General features: G+C 34.4%; 12 protein-coding genes. 1 reads left to right on the top strand and 11 read right to left on the bottom strand.

Annotated features, from left to right (window positions below; translation table 11 throughout):
- Window positions 1-35: 35 nt before the first annotated feature.
- The 3 genes from M0D21_RS05600 to M0D21_RS05590 all read right to left on the bottom strand — a co-directional run bounded on the left by M0D21_RS05600 (window position 36) and on the right by M0D21_RS05590 (window position 4,598).
- Entirely contained in the window at window positions 36-1,700 is a 1,665-nt protein-coding gene (locus M0D21_RS05600; protein ID WP_248327468.1) for an alpha/beta fold hydrolase, read from the bottom strand.
- 283 nt (window positions 1,701-1,983) lie between these two features.
- Window positions 1,984-3,654 carry a tetratricopeptide repeat protein gene (locus M0D21_RS05595; RefSeq protein ID WP_248327467.1) on the bottom strand — a complete coding sequence of 557 codons (1,671 nt, stop codon included), beginning with the start codon at window positions 3,652-3,654 and terminating at the stop codon, window positions 1,984-1,986.
- Between the two features lie 176 nt (window positions 3,655-3,830).
- Window positions 3,831-4,598: an N-acetylmuramoyl-L-alanine amidase gene (locus M0D21_RS05590; protein WP_248327466.1), complete on the bottom strand. Its 768-nt coding sequence runs from the start codon at window positions 4,596-4,598 to the stop codon at window positions 3,831-3,833.
- 314 nt (window positions 4,599-4,912) lie between these two features.
- Here M0D21_RS05590 and M0D21_RS05585 point away from each other — a divergent pair, with 314 nt between their 5' ends.
- Complete coding sequence (locus M0D21_RS05585; RefSeq protein WP_248327465.1) at window positions 4,913-5,476, top strand: hypothetical protein; 564 nt, start codon at window positions 4,913-4,915, stop codon at window positions 5,474-5,476.
- A 119-nt stretch (window positions 5,477-5,595) separates the two neighbouring features.
- Here M0D21_RS05585 and M0D21_RS05580 read toward each other — a convergent pair whose 3' ends face one another.
- From M0D21_RS05580 to M0D21_RS05545, 8 genes are all read right to left on the bottom strand, one after another.
- Window positions 5,596-7,092, bottom strand: coding sequence for an eCIS core domain-containing protein (locus tag M0D21_RS05580; protein WP_248327464.1), 1,497 nt, complete (start codon window positions 7,090-7,092; stop codon window positions 5,596-5,598).
- 97 nt (window positions 7,093-7,189) lie between these two features.
- Window positions 7,190-8,962: an eCIS core domain-containing protein gene (locus M0D21_RS05575; RefSeq protein ID WP_248327463.1), complete on the bottom strand. Its 1,773-nt coding sequence runs from the start codon at window positions 8,960-8,962 to the stop codon at window positions 7,190-7,192.
- A gap of 172 nt (window positions 8,963-9,134) precedes the next feature.
- Window positions 9,135-10,538, bottom strand: coding sequence for an ATP-binding protein (locus M0D21_RS05570; RefSeq protein ID WP_248327462.1), 1,404 nt, complete (start codon window positions 10,536-10,538; stop codon window positions 9,135-9,137).
- A 25-nt stretch (window positions 10,539-10,563) separates the two neighbouring features.
- Window positions 10,564-12,165 carry a contractile injection system tape measure protein gene (locus M0D21_RS05565; RefSeq protein ID WP_248327461.1) on the bottom strand — a complete coding sequence of 534 codons (1,602 nt, stop codon included), beginning with the start codon at window positions 12,163-12,165 and terminating at the stop codon, window positions 10,564-10,566.
- Between the two features lie 11 nt (window positions 12,166-12,176).
- Window positions 12,177-14,627: a hypothetical protein gene (locus M0D21_RS05560; protein ID WP_248327460.1), complete on the bottom strand. Its 2,451-nt coding sequence runs from the start codon at window positions 14,625-14,627 to the stop codon at window positions 12,177-12,179.
- Between the two features lie 67 nt (window positions 14,628-14,694).
- Complete coding sequence (locus M0D21_RS05555; RefSeq protein ID WP_248327459.1) at window positions 14,695-15,807, bottom strand: phage baseplate protein; 1,113 nt, start codon at window positions 15,805-15,807, stop codon at window positions 14,695-14,697.
- A 56-nt stretch (window positions 15,808-15,863) separates the two neighbouring features.
- Window positions 15,864-17,048 (bottom strand): phage baseplate protein, encoded by a 1,185-nt coding sequence (locus M0D21_RS05550; RefSeq protein WP_248327458.1) that lies wholly within the window; start codon window positions 17,046-17,048, stop codon window positions 15,864-15,866.
- A 34-nt stretch (window positions 17,049-17,082) separates the two neighbouring features.
- Window positions 17,083-21,282 carry a baseplate J/gp47 family protein gene (locus M0D21_RS05545; protein ID WP_248327457.1) on the bottom strand — a complete coding sequence of 1,400 codons (4,200 nt, stop codon included), beginning with the start codon at window positions 21,280-21,282 and terminating at the stop codon, window positions 17,083-17,085.
- Between the last annotated feature and the right edge of the window lie 23 nt (window positions 21,283-21,305).

Here is a 21,305-nt window from a genome sequence, read left to right as displayed (position 1 = left end):
TTGTTTTTATTGGGTTTATTCATCTTAGTTTTTTGCTAACAGTGTACTAAAGCAGAGGGACTTACATCAAATTCTTTTTTAAAGCATTTAGAAAAATAAGAAGGACATGAAAAACCTGTTTGAAAAGCAATTTCAGCAATAGTACTCTGCTTACTTATTAATAATTCTTTTGCCTTATGTAAACGAACATAAGCTATCAATTGATTTGGAGATTTATTCGTAATTACTTTCAATTTGCGTTGTAATTGTCGTTCACTCATGCCTATTTCCTTACATAACATTGCAACTCCATAATAATCATTACTCAAATGGTTATTTATATTTTGTATCACTTTTTGTAAGAAGGAGTCTTGCTGGAGGCGTTCAGGCCGAGTAACTTCAATAGTATTCCCGCCTAATTTTGACTTCTGAGAAATCACAAATAAAAGCAATGAAGTTCCCAACTCTGTTTTAAACATTATTTTACTTGGTATAAAGTTCAAAGGCATGCCAACCAATAAATTTTTAACTGTTTGTGTAAGAATAATTTGATTAGGTATCGATTGGTTTTTAATGAGTAGAACAAAGTCTTTTGTATCTTCATAAATATTATCTTTTATAGAGCACTCTTTAACATCAATTCCTACTGAAATTTGCACGTTAATATCCTTAGCTTCTTCAATTAGTCCTGTACTACAATTTACGGCTTTACTAGGCCCTTCAAAAGTAATGACAAACGAGCTCTTATCTTCAAAAACCAGATTTCCATTGTATCGATTTACAAACTTTTTAATTCGTTTTTTTGTATTTAAAATCTCCGGTTCCTTATTATGAATATAAACAACCATAAACGTATATAATTTTTTGTCATATACCGGTTCCAGTTTAGTATCTATACTCTGAATAAAATTCTTTATCTCTTTTAGTATAGTATGAGTATTTCCTATCCAAAACAGATGATCGTCACCTTCAAGTTCAACAAATTTTGATCCTTGTATACAATCAGCTATAAATCGACCTTCTTGAATTTTTACATCTATATCATTTGTACGTTGCATTAATAATGTAGGAACTTTTATAGAACTTAAAATATCAATAATATCTACCTGAGTGTTCATTTTTGTTAATTTCATAGCTGCTTTAGGGCTTGCCCCCGAACGAAAATAATTTGCCAACCATTCCATAAACGCAGGGGAATTAGCTTTTGAAGGTGCCAACGACTTAAGATTCATTACACCACTCCCCCAATTATTCTCTATCATATCATATACCTTCTGACGCTCTTGATCTGTCGGTGCCCAAGGATAGTCATCTGAATATCTTCGTTTTGCAAAAATTCCAAAAGTTATTAATGAAAGTACTCGATCCGGATAAGTAGCACTGAACAATGCTGAAACACTCCCACCTTCAGAATGCCCAAAAAGTGCTGCTTTTTTAGATCCAACAGCCTCCATTACCGCGGTGATATCTTCCATTCTCTCTTCTAGGGTAGCAAACTCTACTACTCTATCTGAAAGCCCGGTTCCTCTTTTATCAAAAAGAATGACTCTGGCAAATTTGCCTAATTCGTTAAAGAAATTCACTAATTCTGGGCATAGCCACATCAAATCGATATTAGATATCCATCCAGGAATATAGACTAAATCTATTACTCCCGAACCGAATACTTGATAGGCTATATTTATATCTTTACTCTTTGCATATTTAGTTTCAGGTTTCATAAAATATCCTGTCCTTTTATTTCATAAAATAATGCTATCGTTGTTTTCAAGTAGAAACTATACATTGAAAAACAACGCTACTCAAAGAAATAAACAACGTATCTAAATATGAAAAAAAAGGGGGTAGCAAAAGAGCCTCAAAGAATTCAAATATCTTATTTTCAAATCTTTAACAAATAACAATCTATTGTATATTATCGATTTTTTTTGATCACACCTTAATATTTATCTCAAAAAAGAAGTTTACACATTCCAAAAAATCGCTAACAAATACTTTAATGCATTATAACATGATATTTTTACTTTCAATAAAAGCAATAATATCCTGTTCAGAACTTAAACCAAGTTTTTTACGAATACGATATCTTAAGGATTTTACAGATGCCACAGAATTGTTTTGAAGTTTACTAATTTCTGTGGTACTGAGCTCCATTTTCATAAGACAAAGTAGTTCCTTTTCTTTTGGTTTTAATTCCGGAAACTGTTGATCAAGTAGTATTTTAAAATCAATATTTACCTCATCTAAAAACTTGTGTACATATAAGGAAGACATTTTAGAATCTTTCTCAGATAATAATGACGCAGATATCGAACGTAACGCAGACTTATGTTCTCTCCCATCTACCAAAGCTGTTACTTGCTTAATATCATCTATTGTGCTATTGAGGACTTCTTCTCTAACAGAACTTTCTACAACTACTTTTTTAAGTTCTTGTTCTCGATTTGCAAGTGCTAAGGCCGTTTTTACTTTTTCCATCTCTACTAATTTGGCCTTATTCGCTATCAACTCTAGTTTCTGTTTATTGTTTTTCCTAATAAAATTGATTAGAAGCAAAGCCGCAAGAGCCGTAATAACGAACAACCCTAAATACAATTTCTTTTTAGTCGATTCATTCTTTAGATTAATAGCACTTAGTTCTTTTTCTCTTTTGTATTGATAGGCAAATTCTAGATTTGCAAATCGTTTTGTTGTACTTTCTTTTACCAAAGAATCCTTGTATTTATCTTGAATCAAAAACGCTTCATACGATTCTGAAAACTTTCTGTTATTATGAGCTATTCCAACTTTGGCATGGTATGCAGATTGTATCAAAAACAAGGCGTTTACCTTTTTTGCACAGAAAATAGCACTGTCGATGTGTGCATTTGCTTTACTATATTCTTGATGTTTGTCATATACTTTTGCCAGATTAGCATGATTATGCGCTAAAATATTATACTCTGTAGGGTCTAACAACTTTAAATTTTCTCTATAAATATTGGCTGCCAGCTCATAATTACCTGCATTTGCATAGGTACTGGCCAAATTCCCTCTTATCTGCAATTTAAGAGCTGTAGCTGTATCTACTTCTATGGCCTTTTTGTAGTAGTACATCGCAGAATCTGCCTTTTCCTGTCTACTTAGAATTCTACCTATTCGATTCAACGTAAGGGCTTGCCCTCGACCTGAATTTGCTTTTTTATGGAATACCAACGCTCGTTTATGAAATCGTTTTGCTTTCTCAAAATCCATTTGTCTCGAGTAAATATTTCCCAAATTACTTATAGCCCTACCAACAATCATATCATACTCGATCTCTGTGGCAATATCTAGGGCCTCATTTGCGTATTGCAAGGCCGAAGCAGTATCTTGTAAATTTAAAAATATGCTAGACATACTATATAATAGTTCAGCTTCCATTTTTTGGTAATAATAGCTATCATATCCTTTGTCCTTAATTTTTTTATGAACATCTAAGAATATTTCTTTTGCAATATTACCATCAAAATAGGCTAATTGACCCGCCAGCTTTAATCTAAGTTTTAAACGTAAAGAATCTGAATCTGCTTTTTCTATTTGTAGTTTTGTAGCTTCAATTTTTTGGGTTCGTGCATCTTTAAACTTATTATCTACTTGTGCGTAAGAAAAAAGATAGCATAGAACTAATGGAATAAATAAAAATTTAGGTTTCAAGGTAGGAGTATTTTGGATAAAATTATTAGTGAAAATTTAATTTTAGCTAAAATACAACATCACAATCTACTTCATAATACATTTAAGTTTTCTAATTGAAAATTTTTGAAAAATTACTTCCTAAGATAATATTACAAAAACAACAAAGCAGGGAGTAATCTAACGACGATCTATATTTACAAAGAACGTATTACTAAATCCCAATCAAAGGCCGAACCAATATCCCATTTACCTGAAGTTCTATAATTAACATGTGAAGTGATTCCCATAAAATTTACTAATTCTTCCTCTGCAACGATTTTATATCGTTTATCTTCTGGTAAAAATGTAGCAGGAATATCATATTCTGCAGTTAAATATCGAAGTAATAACACTAAGCTTTTATATTGCTTTGTCGTGTAAGTAGCAAAGTATTGTTCTCCTCTAAATGGAATATCTAACTTTGTATAAAATTGTCTATCATCAATATGACAATACACATCGTTATCATTATACACAGTCACTAAATTATCGCCAATTCTCTTTAAAAATCCAATATTAGACATTTCGATCGCAATAGTTCTTCTACCTCCATTGGTATTTCCTCCAACCGCTCCCGATCCTAAGTGATATGCCCAAAAAGCAGAGGACCATAGATTAAGAATAGTCCCGTTTCTCGCAATGATAAACGGAACCGATACTCGATGATTTGGCCTAGATAATGCAGCTACATCTCCTTTTAGATATCCAGCTGTATAATGTAATACAATCTGCTTTTTCTTATGTTTTTCTTCTATGTAAAAAGAAGTGTCACCATTTTTTGCACGGCATTGTACATACAGCATCTTTTCTTGACTACCTTTGATAGGAACCGAACTCGGTGTTAAGATGAATTGCTTACCTGCGGTATCTCTTCCGGTATCAAAAAAATTTTTTTCGTGCTTGGCAATACTAGTAGCTTTCATGAAGATTTTGATTTGAATTCATCTTAGTCTTTCAAAAATATTGGGATATTTATAATATGACTAATACTAAACCGTCAAAAGTTAGGAGTTTTGCGACATCAATTGCCCAGATATTACTTCGTTTATTCTAATAGAGGGATAAAGGTGAATAGCAGTTTTATAAAGCAAAAATAAATGCAAATTAACTTAAGAATATAATCCAATCTAGGGTAATTTTTGTTTTAATTATTGAACTTTTCCAATTGTATTTTAGTTTTCGGAATCTCAAAAAAAATTCGTAAATTTAAGTACAATAAATTATAAATCAATAGCTTATGAAAATATTTCTACTTCTTCTATTTTTATTTCCTCTTACTCTTTTTGCCCAAACCAATTACTCGCAAGAGGATATTATTGCAGCAGCAACACATGACAAACAGTGGTTATTGACCAATACGACTAGTGATCAAGTAAATTACTCGTACGGAATTTTACAAATGGTGCAACCTTTTATTGAACATAAAACAAAGTGGAAAGCCGAATCGAAAGCATGCGGAACCAATTGTTTACAGTGGATACATCAAAGTAAATCTTCTGATCTTTTAACAAAGAGGAAAATTTCTTATAAGTTGTATTATGAAAAATTACCCACAGGTAAGCGAATCAGCACCAAAGTAGTTTTTGAAGGGAATAAGGATCTTATTGTTGACTTTTTTATGAATTACTGGACAGAAGATCTCGAATTCAACACAGGTCAAAAAAGCAAAGACTACCTCGCTACGGTGCGTTTTTTAACAGATATTGCCATATTAAAAATCAATGATAATGGCGATGCTTCTATAACAGTTACTACAGGTACTGCAAAAGATTCATATACTACTATGATATCTCAGAATTAGGAGTATTATATAGTACTACATAAAGTAAAAAGACGTTCTGTAGAACGTCTTTTATTCCTATTGCTTATGATTTTGCCAACTTTATAGAACAAAATAATCTGAGAACTAGAGTTATATACTCACGTATTTTCTATAAAATCATCTAAACTTTCCATTATTGATGCCGTATGCTCTGCATTTCCTTGTCTTAAATCATCATCTCCCATACCCCCTTGAACTGCATAAAATGCCCTTTTTACAAATTCTTCTTTTGAGATTTCTCTTGTCTTTTCCAGTCCAAGATTTGCAATAAACTTGACCAAGCTATCCGTCCTGTTTCCTGTAAAGGAAGTCCCTCCTCCTAATTCTTCACCAACACCAATTCCTCTTTCCAATTTATTATAAAATCCTGAAAGGCTATTGTTTCTATCATTTTCTGGTACATATTGCTTAACCCCATTATATATTTGTCCTTGAAATCTTTTATCATAATACAATACTACTTTATCGTATTTTATGAATTTTTGGAGCCTTTCTGTAGCATAGAACTTACCAGATACTACATGCTTCCTCCAATCATTAGCCTTTTCATCCCATCCATCTGCTATATGTTTAATGAGTTCTCCTGCTTTTTGTATCGAATTTATGTTTACAATAAGTCTTTCATTTACCTTTTCATTTTTCTTTTTTCGTCTACCAATGTGAAAATAATTTCCTTGCTCATAAGACAATTCACTAATTCGCTCTTTATCTTCATCTTCTATTTCATAATATTTTAGATTTTTAACTCTTTCAAACGTTTCTTTTGCTACCTCCATTTTTTCTGTATCTCCACTTTTTTTCGCCTTGTGATAACTTCTTACTAATATATCGGTACTTTTACCCTGTGGTTTTAAACGTAGATCTTTCACTAATTCTCTATCACTTTCTTTATTTGTATAAATAGAGTTTTCTTGATATCCTAGTATATTATATATCTTACCTTCTAAATCATCAAATTCAAATCCACCTTCTACGATCAAATCATAAATATCTTCTAATTTGTAACTATCTTTTGTACTATCAAATCGTAATTGATATGTCGAAGAATTCCCAATTATGCTTTTATTACTTAATTTGGACACCGATTGGCTAGCTTCTGAAGTATCAAGAGAACGAGCACCCATAATATCTGCTTCTTTTTCCAACCGAGTATCGTCATTGATATTTACTTTGCCTTTAAACTGCATGGTAGGTTTTACACGTCCCTGTTTTTGTTGTACTACATGCCAAGCTTCATGTGGCAGATGTTTTTCTTGCCCAGGTGCCAAATGAATATCTGTACCTTGTGCATAAGCATGTGCCCGAAGTTGTGCCGGTTTGCTGGAGTTATAATTTACTTTTACATCATCCATACTATACCCAGATAAGTTTTCAATACCTGATTTTAGGTTATCTGGTAAACCTGTATTGTTTTTCCGTTGGATAAGGTTTTTGCCATTAGTAAAACCATCAATTCCTAATTGTAGTTTACGTTGTATTGAACTAGAAGGGCGATTATCTCTTATGTTCGATTCTCCTCCAGTACTAAGCTCTTGTTCTACACGATGTACCGTTTCTCGTTGTGGTTCTTGAGTGTTTTCTATAGATTCTTTCATTTTGTATAATACATTTAGTACTAATTTGAACTTTTTCAGCTTCTTATTGACGACACCATTTATAGGCTAGTGACAACAAGAGTAAACTTACAAGGTTTTACCAGTTATTAACTGTATTTCTTAACCTTGTTAAAATTCCAACAGGGCCTGGATCTACATAATTAATTATTAATAAAGTAATTTGCCATAAAATCCTATCGGTTATCGTTCTTTTTCTCGCTGCCCGAAACTGATTAATGATAGGATTAATATAATTATTGACTATATTACTTATTCTGGTTAAATCAATGTTGTCCCAATTCTGTAACCGCGTTTGAGTCGCTATTTCCTGATCAATATTATCTAAAAAATGGCCGATCGACTTGTACATTAAATTTAGGTTATTTGTAGTATCCGTAAGTCCGTTTCTCCCATCTAAGTAAAGATTCTTGTCTAAGTTTCGATCTTGCCTATTCGCTTGTTGATTGTTTGTATGCTGGGTTACTCCATTTACCCATCCATTATTTGCAATATATTGCCACCTGTTTGCTACAGCCTGGTTTACCAAAGGCATAAGGACTTGAGGAATTGGCGAGCCTGCTCTTGGAGGGGTTATATCTCCAGCGATAAACACATTATCATACATATTCCGAACTGGTTCGTTTTTTTCAGCTGCAAAAGGGTGTTCGTGGTTCGCCACATTATGATGTTCCAACAAGTTTCTAAAGTTCTGCCCTCCTTGAAATTCAAAATTAGATGTGGCATACAAACTTATATTGGTGTTTGCTCCACTTGTAATGTTATCGAAACCTTGTGTATCATCTATGTGCTGACATACATGTCCAAATTCGTGTAAGAGCACTGCTGCAGGAGACATCGTACCTACTGTAGCACCCAATGTGGGAGGTGCACCTTGAAGAATGTAATCTTCATTCCAGACGGCAAATGTCATAAGCGGGTTCCAAGGTATTTCAACATCAGTACTAATTACACGAGCGGCTGCATCAGGGATCAGTGCTTCAGTTGCTAAGTTATATCCTATTTTTATAGTAACTCTATTGGACCATAGTCGGATTTTATCTAAAATAGAACTACCGATTACGGTCTGGTCAATATACCTCAATGCTGCTCTATACATTCGATCAAGGTCATTTGTATCTAATAACAATGCATCCATTGTTATTTGTAAATGTTGGGGGTTTTGCAGATCCAAAGAGTTCGTCAGCATATTAAAGAATTCATTCCGAAAATTTGGATTAATATCTGGTTGAGCAAGCACCCGTTGTACTATTGATCCATGAGATGTTGTTGTTATAGAATGGTTTAACCCGTTATTTTCTTTGTCACCTTTGTTCTCGCTTGACATTCTTGATTCATTTAACTGGTAATTAAGGTTTTTGGCTTGGTCACCCATCACATCTGCCTCTTTCTCTAATCTTACATCATCATTAATGTTAACCTTACTTTTTAACTGCATTGTAGGTTTTACGCGTCCTTGTTTTTGCTGCACCACATGCCACGCTTCATGTGGTAAGTGTTTTTCTTGTCCAGGCGCAAGATGGATGTCTGTCCCTTGTGCATAAGCGTGCGCCTGTAGTTGTGCTGGTTTACTAGAATTGTAATGTACCTTTACATCATCCATGTTATAACCAGAGAGGTTTTCGATACCAGATTTGAGTGTATCGGGTAAACCTGTATTGTTCTTTTTTCGCTGGATCGGACGCACCTTACTTGTTGTGCTAGTACGCATCTTTTCTTGTAACGTTTGTCGATCGGTAGTAGAGGTACGGTTGTCCATAAGTTGTGCCGTACCTCTGTTACTAGATTCACTAGCAACTCTTGGGGTAACCGAGTGCTGTTGCTGTTGAGTTTTATCTGTTTGTGTTTTCATATGCTCACAATATTGTTTTAGAGATCACTAGAACTCCCAAATTCATCATACTTAGGTGTATCAAAATTCTTTTTATGGTCTGTTTTATACTTTTAAGTCTCTTTAATACATACGATACAAACCTATTTTGGTATGTTATTCCTTCGTCGAAACAATCAAATTGACGATTATATTAACTCAAAATAACCCCTTCCTTTTGTAACTCCTGTCTTATGGCAGTTTCAAGGTTTTGTTGGGAAATCTTTGTTTTTTCATTGGTTACTGCTTGCAATGTGCATTTACGGATTACATTCATCATCAATCCACCAGAAATATTATAATTTTCTGCTATCTTCCATAAGTCTGTTTTATCATCTAGGGGTAGTTTTTTTGCAAAAGATTGCTGCCATAAGTGATATCGTTCTTCTACTCCAGGCATTTTAAATTCGATCATAGATTGGAACCTTCGAGTAAAGGCTTCATCTATATTATCTTTTAGATTTGAGGCTAAGAGAACTACTCCTGGAAAATCCTCGATTCGCTGCAGTAAATACCCTATTTCCTGATTTCCGTATCTATCATTAGCACTGCTTACTTGGGTACGTTGTCCAAATAAAGAATCGGCTTCATCGAAGAACAAGATCCAATTATGTTGCTGTGCCTGATCAAATACCTTAGCCAGGTTTTTTTCGGTTTCGCCAATATACTTAGAGACCGTCATACTGAGATCTATTTTATATACCTGCATACCGGTACTTTTACCCAATAAAGCAGCAGCCATACTTTTACCTGTACCTGGAGGACCATAAAACAAGCTTTTATACCCAGGTTTTAATCGTTTCCTTAGTTCTAGAGTTTCTAAAACCGTTTGCCCATGCATCAACCAATCCCTGATTTCCTGCAGGCTTCGTGCAGTAGATCTAGAGACGATAAGATCCTGCCAAGATAACCTGGTATGTAACCGTTGTGCAGGAAAATCAGGGCTGTATATTGCTTGATAAGGTATACCTGTTACCATGGAAGCTACATATTCATTGGCGATCATCCATATACCACTTAGCAAAGGGGCATTTCCCTTAGATTGGGGCATATTAATCATTCCGTGTCGAATGGCAATAAAATCTTGAGAAACTAAGGCCTGGTATAGTAATCGCTTTTGAAGATCATCGCCAGCTAATAAAAACATGGCTGTCTCTGCAGTAGGAACTAATCCTAAATGCCCTTCTAATATCAATCCTCCAAATTCGCTAAACCTTCGATCGTAGTCTTTGTTTTTGGTCAATAATATATCCAAAACTTCAGGTTTGATATGAGGAACCAGAGCCAGAATTAGTAACAGTCGTTCTTCAAAGTTGAGTTTGTGTTTATTGATAAAGTTAGCATAGCTACCTTCTTTACCCACTACGATTGGTGGTACTAATTCATCGATTGAATCATATAAAGTTTCTTGTTGAAAATGTAGTTCTAAACGGGTTTGCAGTACAGTACTTAGCCAAGCAAGTTCTTCCTGTAAAACTGTAGCATTGGCAGTGCTGGTGGTATTCGCGCCATATCGTTTGATATGGTTATCTTCTATGATCTCTGATTGTTTTTCCATAGTGCTTTTTTTGTCTTATTTCCATTTACAACCACTCTACCATAAGAATATCTTTCATCCATGGTAATTTTACGGTATGAAATCCCCAGGGTAGTTTTTCTAAAGTAATATCATGTGTTTCTCTTTGTACCTGCAACAACCAATGACCATCTCGGGTTCGTAATGATCCTTGACGACATAAATAAGAAGCTCTAAATCCATTTGGAGACAAGTTTTTCCATTTTGGGCCTCTCCCAATTACAGCGGTTAATAATCCTTCAGCAATTTCCTTTTCATCTTCTGATAATTCATCGGGAGATACTACCGCATCAATATCAAAACCACATAATAGTTTATTCAGAGGTAATCCCCCTTCAAACAACTCTTTATCATCTGTGTCACATAGATACTGTAAAGCACAAATTGCCCTAATAATAGCGGTTTCATCAACAAAATTCTTATCTTTCATCACTCCTAAATTTTCAAAAAAGCGTTCTAAAAATGGCCAGAACAATACCAATCCGGCATTTTGTATAGATATAAAATCTGTATCTTCGAAAGGTGAAGAAAATTGTTCTATCACCATAGATTTAGGCTTCAATCCTATGCGTTTTAATTCTTGTCGCAATCCCCCTAAACTAATTGCTAAAGGATTCAATATATTATTGACATCTATTTCTTGTATTGATTCTTTTGAAGCGCTATTTAGGTCGGTCAGTAATTGTGTAATTTGCTTTAAATTTTCTGCCGATAACTCATTAAAAAAAGGATGGGTGATTACAACTGATAATTCCTTAAAAAATGTTTTCCAAATAGCATTGTTATGAAATAAATTTTTACAAGAAGCTACCAAACTTTTGATATTATGAAGGTACTGACTATTTACTATTACCATATCTCCTTTAACATCAATTCCTAAATCCAAAAGTATTTCGTTTGTACACTCCAGTTCGAATACAGCATCGGTACTAGCTTTATGATATTTTAGAAAAACGGTTTTCCAAAAACTACTTTGAATCTTCCTATCTTCTTTGGCATATTTTTTTTGAATCTTATACCGAATACTTTGTTTGACGTTTAGAATCTGCTTTAACGAAAGCTCGGTGATCAATTCAAAAGAACTCAGTAATTGATGCTCTGTACTTGCATTTACGAAGCGTTCAAGATGCTTAACATTCCATTGTAAATCTTTTAGTAACTTTATAAAAGTTCCATTAGGTTTTTGTATTAATTGTTCTAACTGTTGCTGAAAATCAGTTTTGTTCCCTTGTTTTGTCCACCAAGGTAATACTCCTGTTTTTAGATAATGAACTATTGCTCTTAACGGTGTCTCTTCATAAGTCTCACTATTTTTTTGTATTTCTAAAACTTCTTCGACCTGTTGGTATTCAATAAGTTTCTCTTGTATTTTTTCAGTGAAAACAGCTTCAAAATTTTCTAAGGACACACTTCCTAAATCGAGTGTTAGCTGATCGATTTGTAGCGGTAACCCTGATGGATTTACTTGGCTAAATATACGATCCATCACAGCAGTTAATTGATTTCGACATATCGAGCTCAATTCTTGCTGTACCTTAAACGTATCTGCAGTTTTAGGTAGTTTAATTTCTAAAATTTGCTTATTGATAATGTGTTTTTGCAGAGTCATAGAACCTTTGTTTATCCATTGCTAATTTGGGCAAGAAATCGTCGATATGCATGATCAAATTCTTTCATCTGTTCCTGATCTAACCACTGGATATTTGTTCTGATATGTACAGGCGTTTCTTCTCGGATCGTTAATGCGATGAATTTTTTGAAATCACTATCCCGATATTGTTCTACCCACGTCGGAAGCACAAAAGTTAACTGTAAAGAATAAGGATCTTTAGTATCAGTAGGCATCCATCTACCAGGTTTCTCTTCTTCATTAAAAGGTATCGAAATTTCAAAACCAGTATTGAAAACAGAAACAATTTTATGTATTCCTTTATAACTGGTTGTTTGTGTAATCTCAACCGTATCACCAACTTGCAGGGAATGTGCTCCTATATGACAAAAAGTGTGGTTAGCATTTGTTGATGCCGTAAAATTCTCAATAGATCTTGATCTCAAGTAATACCTTATGTCATGAGTACGTTTCCAAGCTCCTCCAGATTCAGATTCTTGAAACGGAGCCTTAATCTCAAAAAAGTCATCTCCAACCGCAAGAACGATATAGATACCTTTATATTCAGTATTGTTCGTAATTTCAACTTCTTCACCCGGTAGTAAATCGTGATCTCCAATGATACATCTCGTAAACTCTTCGGTAATGGCTATTTCAAATTTTGTAATAGAGGCAGAACGATAACTAGCGACAAAAGGATAGGGATAGGATTTTCTGGGTCTAAGTAAAATATGTTCTATCATATGTAATCCTGGCGTTTCCCCCTTCCCCAGGTTTCTTCGACCATAATCCTCAATCCCTATCTTTAAGGCTATTCTTTTTTCTAGTCCTGATATATTCTTAGTATTCCAAACATCACTTCTGATATCATACGCTTTCGCCTTACAACCGCTAACCGCAGGATACTCCTTTAAAAATCGAGCTTTGTCAACAATCAACTTTTTATCAGAAGTATCTTCATTATCGATACTATCTTTTAACACCATCCCGTAAGAGGTAAACTTCTCTGCAAATCGAGCCAATAAATGGTTGAGAAACTTATTTTTTCGTAATAATCTCGTAGAGGTATCAGCTGTCATCTCTTGAATATAGGATTCATAACTTTCAGTGCTACCCACCAATTCGGTCATTCCCGGAACACAATTCAATAAGTTCTGATTAAAATATGTACAAGTATCTTCACTATCAAAACTCATGATTTTTTTAAAATTTGCTAACTGCGAAAAGTAATTGGCAACTACTTGTTCAAAAAACAATAAATACCCACTTAACTGTTTTGCGCGTGCTTTTCTTGTAGCAGAAGCACTATCAGGCAACCCTATTTCTCCAATACCATAATTCATTGGGAGCTGGTTCTGAATAGGGTAATATTGTTCTAATTTTGCGGTTTGAGTTTCAGGTAAAATAATATCCTTTTCCTGAAGTGATAAAGGTCTAGATCCTTCTTCTGTTCGTTTTTGATTGTAAATATTTTTAATTCGATCTATGTCAATACGTACTGTAAGCCCTTTGGATGTAAATGATAACTGAGATAATGTTCCATCTATATCTAAAATAGGTGTTTTAGAAGGGTCTAATGGTAACAACCAATTCTTTACAGTATTGGTTCCTGTGGCAAGAGCAAGCTTATCGATAACCAATATTCCTGGTTGATCCATTATTTCTTTAATCACATCAGAAGTTTGTATTTCCTCTTTTCGATAGGCCAGTGCTACATCTTTATCTTCTATAAAACCATGATGTAATCTAGGGCCATCAAAAATTTCATCTGTAGTTTTTCCCTTTTCCAATTGTTGCTGCAAAGTATAGAAAGGAATACGTGGAGAGAAATGAGTTCCCACACGATGTAACATACTCGCTACTAGCTCATTGACATCATCAACCGTATCTGATATTTCAATAGTCCCAAGCAAACGTACTCCTTGAGTATCCAATAATTTTATTTCATCAAAATCTTCGCAGATCGAACGACATGCATATAATTTCTCTCGAACCGAGGTGACAATCTTACTACCTGGAATATCAAATAATCCATCTTTTTCTATAAAGACCCTAAACAACCCTTTGGGTATGATAATTCCAGACTCATTTATATTTTTAGGAGCTATCTTTTCTACCCATGCATTTTTAACCCCTTCTACATCAATAACCATCTTGCGAATATCCATAAGTGTTACAGGATTAGTAGTCAAAATAGTGGCTGGGCTATACAAACTGTCATAGTTACTTTTACTATCACTTCCTAACAAATCTTGAATATCAAACTCCATGCGATAGGCTAGATCTGTAATTGCATAACATACTTGTTCTAAAATAGTAATACCGGGATCATGCATATTATGATCGGTCCAGGTATCTCCTGCCATTTTTTGAATTAATCGCATCCCTTCTGCTCTAAGGAATTCGTAGCTCAACGCACTGTCTTGAGGTACTTCTCTGGGTATTGTTATTGTAGCTGTCATTGTAAAAGTAATTCGTGTTTTTAGTACATTCTATGGTATGCGTTTCTTTATATCAATATTGAAAGAGTTATAATTTCATAATGTATGCTAATACAAAATATGGAGGACGGTTCTCATGAGGTTGATTACCCCCTGTTGATTCTAAATTTGCTTTAGCTATATTAATAGAAACACCTGTTTTGATAGGTTTTATTTTTTTGGACACCAAAACATTAGGTTCTTTTCCACTATTCCCAGAATCTACTCCATTAGGAGTGACTCGCTCCCCTGGCTGAGAGTGTTTAAGTAACCTATCAAAAGAGCCGTCATTATGGTTATGACCAGGATCTGCAATGTTGTGTTTGTGACCTTTATCTAAATGCGTATGAGAAGGCATTTCTGCCGAGGTAAGAGTTACTTCTTTTTTTCCTCCCGTATTTCCGGTTTGATACTCTGGATTATTTTTATCCATCCCTACAATAAATCTCCCCGATAAATCTGGAGTGTTATTATTTCCATCACACAACACCCATCCTTTTGGAATATCTTCACCAGACCACATAGAAATTAATCCTTTTGGTAAACGTGTATCCACATAAGTTTTTACCGCTTTTTGTGTGGCGAGTTTATCATGACTGGTAGCTGTGTTATCTAGTTCTTCGTTATCGGAAATATTGGATGCTTTTAAGTTTCCCTCTACTTGCAACATACCTTTTACAGAAACTCCTTCTTTTTTAGAAACTTTAAAAATAGTAGTAGGAGTACTCGTACTATCAATTATTGATACTAGTGGAGATGCATCGTTTCCTTCTACTGTTAATTTGGAGTTAGGTTCTATGGTTCCTATACCCACCTTACCTTCTCCAGATTTAATGAACAATTTACTCTGACCAGTAGCATCTTTAATATTAAATCCAGGTTGATTACTCGATGGTTCTTCGGAATTCACTCTAGGATTTAGGTTGACAGACCACTGTGGATTATCATCGGTAAAGCTCTCATATAGATCTAACACCTCTTGTGTGCCTACTCGTTCTCCATCTGCTTGTATAGACAATGGATTTCCTTGCAACTTTGCAATTCCATCTTCTGCCTGGTTCAATCCCGCCTCTATAAAATCTGCAAATTCCTCCTGGGTGGGTTTATCATTAATTTTAAAGTACTCTTTAAGTTCTGTTCTGTTTTTCTTATTAATTTCCACGTCTTCTCATTATTAGGATATTCACTTTTTAAATCACTTAGATTTTTTCTATTCACTTATAATTTCATGATATATGCCAATGCGAAATAAGGAGGACGATTTTCATGCGGTTGATTTCCTCCAGTCTTATTGGTATCAAAAGAGTGCTTATGATTACCGGCAGCTTGTGTCGTTCTGTTAAATGCCTTATAATAGTCATTAGAACTTCCGGTTCCTGATCCATCTCCTCTTTTAGCAGCACCCGTAAAATTATGAGTATGATTCCCTGCTTCTTTCGTAGTGCCAGAGTGACTATGAGAGGGCAATTGGTTAGTTGTAAGCGTTATTTGCTCTTTTCCACCTGTTTCCCCAATTTGATATTGTGGATTTTCTTTATCGAAACCAACGACAAACCTCCCCGATAAATCTGGAGTACCTTGTTTACCATCACACAATACCCATCCTACAGGAATACTACTGCTATTTCCCGACCACATTACAATCACTCCTTTTGGCATACGTGTATCTACATAGGTTTTTACGGCCATTTGGGTTGGGATTCTTTCATGGCTAGCGCTTTCTTTATCTAAATCCACGCTAGAAGAGATATTCTCTGCCTTTAAGTTCTTTGCAGTAATATCACCTTCTACCGATACTGTTCCCTGAATACGAGCTCCTCCTTCAGCAAGGATATCTACTTTTCTTGTAGTTGGGTCGTTATTACTTGATTTTCCAAATATCCTAAGTGTAGTCGTACCAACTTCGATTTTTGAAGAATCCTTATGTTCATTAGTATTTTTACCACCAAACAGAATACTATCTTCGGTAATTTGCATAGCTCCGATTGGTTTATCCAATATTTTATTTCCTTTTATCGTTAAAGGTGCAATAGGTTCTATGGTTCCAATTCCAACGGCACCTTCTCCAGATTTGATAAACAATCGGCTTTGCCCTGTGGCATCTTTGATATTAAACCCTGGTTGATTACTCGATGGTTCTTCGGCATTTACTCGTGGGTTCAAATTGATCGACCATTGTGGATTATCATCAGAGAAATTTTCATACAGATCAACTATCTCTTGAGTACCTATCCGTTCTCCATTTGCCTGTATAGACAAGGGATTCCCTTGCACTTTTGCAATTCCATCTTCTGCTTGATTGAGACCTGCTTCTATAAAATCTGCAAACTCTTCCTGACTAGGTTTATCATTAATCTTAAAGTATTCTTTGAGTTCTGTTCGGTTTCTTTTATTAATTTCCATAAGGCTGTTTTTTTATTACTTCATTCTTAAGATTCTATTTTACAATGAAGTCTTTATTTATTTCCATATAATTAATTCCCTCAAAGCTGTCCTCTTCAAACCCATTTTCGTTTACCACATAGACTTCATGCAGTTGAGCCGCCACCATGATCATATCTGGTTTTGATGGAGTTACTATAGATTTTCCATTATTTAAACTTCGTACATCGGTAAACGTCTTTCCGTCTTCACTCTGAAATAATTTGAGATTTGCTACATAATCTATATAAGGTCTTTCTGCAATGAAATTGATAATCACACTGGCATGAAGTGATCCTCCGATTTGAATATCACTATCTTCTCCATATGCCCAAGGTGACATGAATCGTTTGATTTCTTCTATTAACTTGTTTTTGTAAAAGACCTCATCATATCCGGGATAAAATTTCACAATACATTCTGTAGAAACTTGTAAATAACGAGGATTCGAAACCAATACTTCTGCATAAGTAGGAGCAAGTTGTTCTATATAAGAATTTATCTCAAAAAGTGTATCTGCTCCTACTTTTGGAGCAAAAGGATTAAATGGTAATTTTCCTTTTATATCGGGAACAACAATTACAGATACTCCTCCTATGCAATCAGGAGATGGAAGGCATTTTACTTTATAGATTTGAGGAAATTGATTTAATATCATATGCTCATAATCCCACATTGTCAATGCTCGGTTTTTATGTCTTAGTCGTTCACTGATTCGTTTGTATAAAGCCTCTCCCTTTTCTTTTGATTTTCCCTTACTAGAAGTAAATGGTTGTGTAATTTTTACAACCCCAGGTATCTGATTTAGCTCTTCTGTAATAGTGTCTATTGGTAAAGGATTCTCAAAATGTGCTGGTGCCACTGTTTTATTAGCAAGGGTAGCACTAATAACCTGAGTGCATATATCAATAGTATCAGACACTCCTTCAATATTTCTAAAGGCACAAATCTTAATCCAATGCAAATTTGATGGCATTATAGTACCTCCTTGAATCGCATCTTCTGGTATTCTTATTTTTACAATTCCGGTATTAACGAGTCCATTGGTCCTATCTTGCAATAGATCGGAAGGTGCTAATTCTACCCATTCGTTATTATGAAGATAACTCCATTTCAAAACAGGTTTTTCTACCTCGGGATCTGCACTACCTTCGGCCATTTGAAACAAAATCGATAATATTTGTGGTGTATCTAATTGCTCTATTCCCAGATATAATGAACCTTCATCTTTGTATACCGGAATCAATGTGGTTTGGTTTCCAGGCTGTATAGATTCATAGCCGAAAGGGTGTAAATGAAAAATTTTATTTGCATTATCGCTATTTCCAATATCTGTCGTGATATTTTCACAAGCCGTATATGAAACTCCAAGGCTTTTTATCTTTGGTTGATAAGGCGGATTGATCTTAAGTTTTTTTATTTCTGCCTTTTCCGATATTGCTTGTTGTAACGACAGACTATTAAATATCGCATGCTGAAAGTTTATAGGGGTTAGTTCTACTCTAAAATACCGATCCCAAAGTAATGCTTCATCTTCATCGGTTTGTATTCCAAACCGTTCCTTATATTTATAATCTGGGTTTGTCTCTTTTATTCTGGACGGTATATTGTTGATCGATATAATATTCTCCTGATCAAAAAGCGGAAATCCTTTTGTAATTTTGTTACCAGTTTCATCTTCAATTTTTTCAGAAAGTAGTAACTCTGCATTGCGATCTTGTAAAAAAATATCAGCTTTAAAATCATGATCATCTTCAATAATAGCAGCATCAAACCCTAACTTCTGATCAATAAGTTCGGCAAGTTCTTCTTCATTTAATGCAGCGAGTTCCTCTTCGGTACGATCTGCTTGAATCAACCAATAATTTTTGTAATGATCTACTAGGGATTTTGGAAGTTTGCTCCACTCTAAATGTAATTGTAAATCTTGTAATTGCTTTTGAGATATTTCTTCATTGGCAATATAAAAACTTGTTCCAATTTCAGGTTGAAAACCAAAAGGTTCAAAAGGTTTATTTGTATCTATTACACCTTGATCATTCTCTATAATGTTATGCTGCATCTGCTGAACATCTACTCGAATATGAACTTTTTGTAATGCTAAATTCACTAAATGCCTATAGTTACTTCGCATATGGTGTTGACCATTGTGCTCTTCTGGAGAAGAGTTTAAAGTACATACTAGGGTGGGTTGATCATATGTTATAAAACGTGAAGAAGGGGACTGGAATACTGTAACTGGCAGTTCATTATCTTGAAGCTGTATCTTAATTTTTAAAGCATTTAGATATACTTGATCCTTAGCATATCTCTGAACATTCTTTATAGGAGTTTCTACAAAACCTACTTCTTGAACCTCTACAACTTTAACATCGTTAAGGCCTATAATTTCATAAATTTTCTGGGTCTTATCTATTATATAATCTCCAATATCTGTGATACTAAAACTTGTTGTATCAGTGCTTGTAATAGTTTGATCCTTTATTTCAATATCTATATTAGTTTCTGATGCAACTCCCACATAATTCCCTAAGGAGTATTGTATATTATCCGTAGTAAACCATTGTTCTTCACTACTTAAATACGTTTGAAAAGGGATATTTTTATCAAAAACAGATTGTAGATCTTTAATTTTTTGCTTGTTCAGATTCAAATCTAGGAGAACTTCAATAGTACGTTTTCCATCTTTAAGCAATAAAACAGGTGCTCCAATCGCAAAACCAATTTCCGATGGTTTCAAAGAATGATCTGCGATCGAAGATTTTCTGTTGCCAAAGGTTTTAAACCTTTTACTTTCAGATTCTTCATCATATTGGCTAAAAAGAAAATCTTTGGAATTGGGAGTATCATAAATATCAGATAATAGTTCAATTTCTGGAGCAGGAATCTCCACTGAACGTAGCTGTCTTTCTGAAAATTCTAAAATACGATATACCTTGTTTTTATCTTCGTCAGAAGCTGTAGTATTCTCATGAGTTTGCATGACATGGATAAAGTCTTGTTTTCTTAACAACAACTCAACCTCAACATATTCTAGAGCTTGTTCTGCACTATTATCTATGGCTTGTAAATCTTCGAACACTTTTTCTAAAGATGCAGTTTCGCCTTTGTATAGAGGTAATGTATCTCCCGGATTGGGGTTTCCATACACTTTTTTTAGCATCAAATCGAATCCTTCGTTATTGTGTAATTCCTTTAAATTTTCCTGTCTTTGATGGATATTTTTTTTGGTATACGCCTGATTTAACAATTTATAAACCGGATTCCAATCTGTCGGAACTCCCTCTTTTTCTTCTTGATGCTTTAAAAAGATCAGATCAAATTGTTCTCTTTCTAAAAAAAGAGTTTTGTTGACATAAGCGATTGCAGCAGCATTTTCTTTTTTTACGGCTTCGTTTAATTGAAAAATATCTTCAATGTTTTCTGCAGGAAAATCTGGAAGTGTATCTCCAGGGTTCGGGTGCCCCAGAGCCATTTCAATCATATCTACAAAAGCGGTATCTTTTGTTTTTGCTTTATCCTGATGTACCTTCTTAATGGTCAAAGATTCCTTTGCAACAAAAACACTTTTTAATTGTGTTATTTTAGCTTTACTTATTACTGTATCTTCCTTGGTGATATACTCGAGTTCATTTCCTTCTTCATCTTCTCCAGCTTGTAGTTTTGTTCCCTTTTTTATTTCAAAATACTCGGTACTATCTTCTAACTCTAACAGTACATTTACCACATCTGGCACGGCTTCTTTTGGTTTTAATCCTAAACTTTGCCTGAAATAAAAATCAAGATGCTTTTGGGTAAGCCTATTTATTTTAGATTTTATATGATTCATTAACTTAAGGAAAGTCATGAACAGCACTACGTGGGGTTTTGATAATTTCGCCTTCTTTTCGGCATTGTTATAAAACAATTCTGGGTTTTCAACATATGCTGCTAGTTCCTTTGCCCAATGTTTTTGTTGTATTCTTCTACCTTCTGGTGAGTTTTGATTAAAAACATGCGGGTCATCCACCAGAAATGACTCCCAAGTACCTGTTGGTTTATTTTGTACATCAAAAAATTGGAGTTCTTTGGCTAAGCGCTGTGCTTCTATAACCAATTCTTCTATACTTCGTCCTTCGATAGCCACATAATCTGTATGCAAGGCATCAGAATTGCGATCTTTTTGACTGGTCCCATCTCTAAGGAGTATGGTATCTGAATTTTGAATAGTATTCATCACTTTCTACAACTTTACTTTAT

It is taken from the genome of Aquimarina acroporae, from assembly GCF_023195925.1.
GTDB classification, from domain to species: domain Bacteria; phylum Bacteroidota; class Bacteroidia; order Flavobacteriales; family Flavobacteriaceae; genus Aquimarina; species Aquimarina acroporae.
The sequence above is the reverse complement of the archived record's forward strand: the minus strand, read 5'-3'. Positions and strand labels throughout refer to the sequence as shown.

Coding starts and splice junctions, on each gene's coding strand:
- M0D21_RS05580 (WP_248327464.1), bottom strand. CDS start 7,092: ATGAAAGAATCTATAGAAAACACTCAAGAACCACAACGAGAAACGGTA.
- M0D21_RS05550 (WP_248327458.1), bottom strand. CDS start 17,048: ATGGAAATTAATAAAAGAAACCGAACAGAACTCAAAGAATACTTTAAG.
- M0D21_RS05545 (WP_248327457.1), bottom strand. CDS start 21,282: ATGAATACTATTCAAAATTCAGATACCATACTCCTTAGAGATGGGACC.
- M0D21_RS05560 (WP_248327460.1), bottom strand. CDS start 14,627: ATGACAGCTACAATAACAATACCCAGAGAAGTACCTCAAGACAGTGCG.
- M0D21_RS05590 (WP_248327466.1), bottom strand. CDS start 4,598: ATGAAAGCTACTAGTATTGCCAAGCACGAAAAAAATTTTTTTGATACC.
- M0D21_RS05585 (WP_248327465.1), top strand. CDS start 4,913: ATGAAAATATTTCTACTTCTTCTATTTTTATTTCCTCTTACTCTTTTT.
- M0D21_RS05600 (WP_248327468.1), bottom strand. CDS start 1,700: ATGAAACCTGAAACTAAATATGCAAAGAGTAAAGATATAAATATAGCC.
- M0D21_RS05565 (WP_248327461.1), bottom strand. CDS start 12,165: ATGACTCTGCAAAAACACATTATCAATAAGCAAATTTTAGAAATTAAA.
- M0D21_RS05570 (WP_248327462.1), bottom strand. CDS start 10,538: ATGGAAAAACAATCAGAGATCATAGAAGATAACCATATCAAACGATAT.
- M0D21_RS05575 (WP_248327463.1), bottom strand. CDS start 8,962: ATGAAAACACAAACAGATAAAACTCAACAGCAACAGCACTCGGTTACC.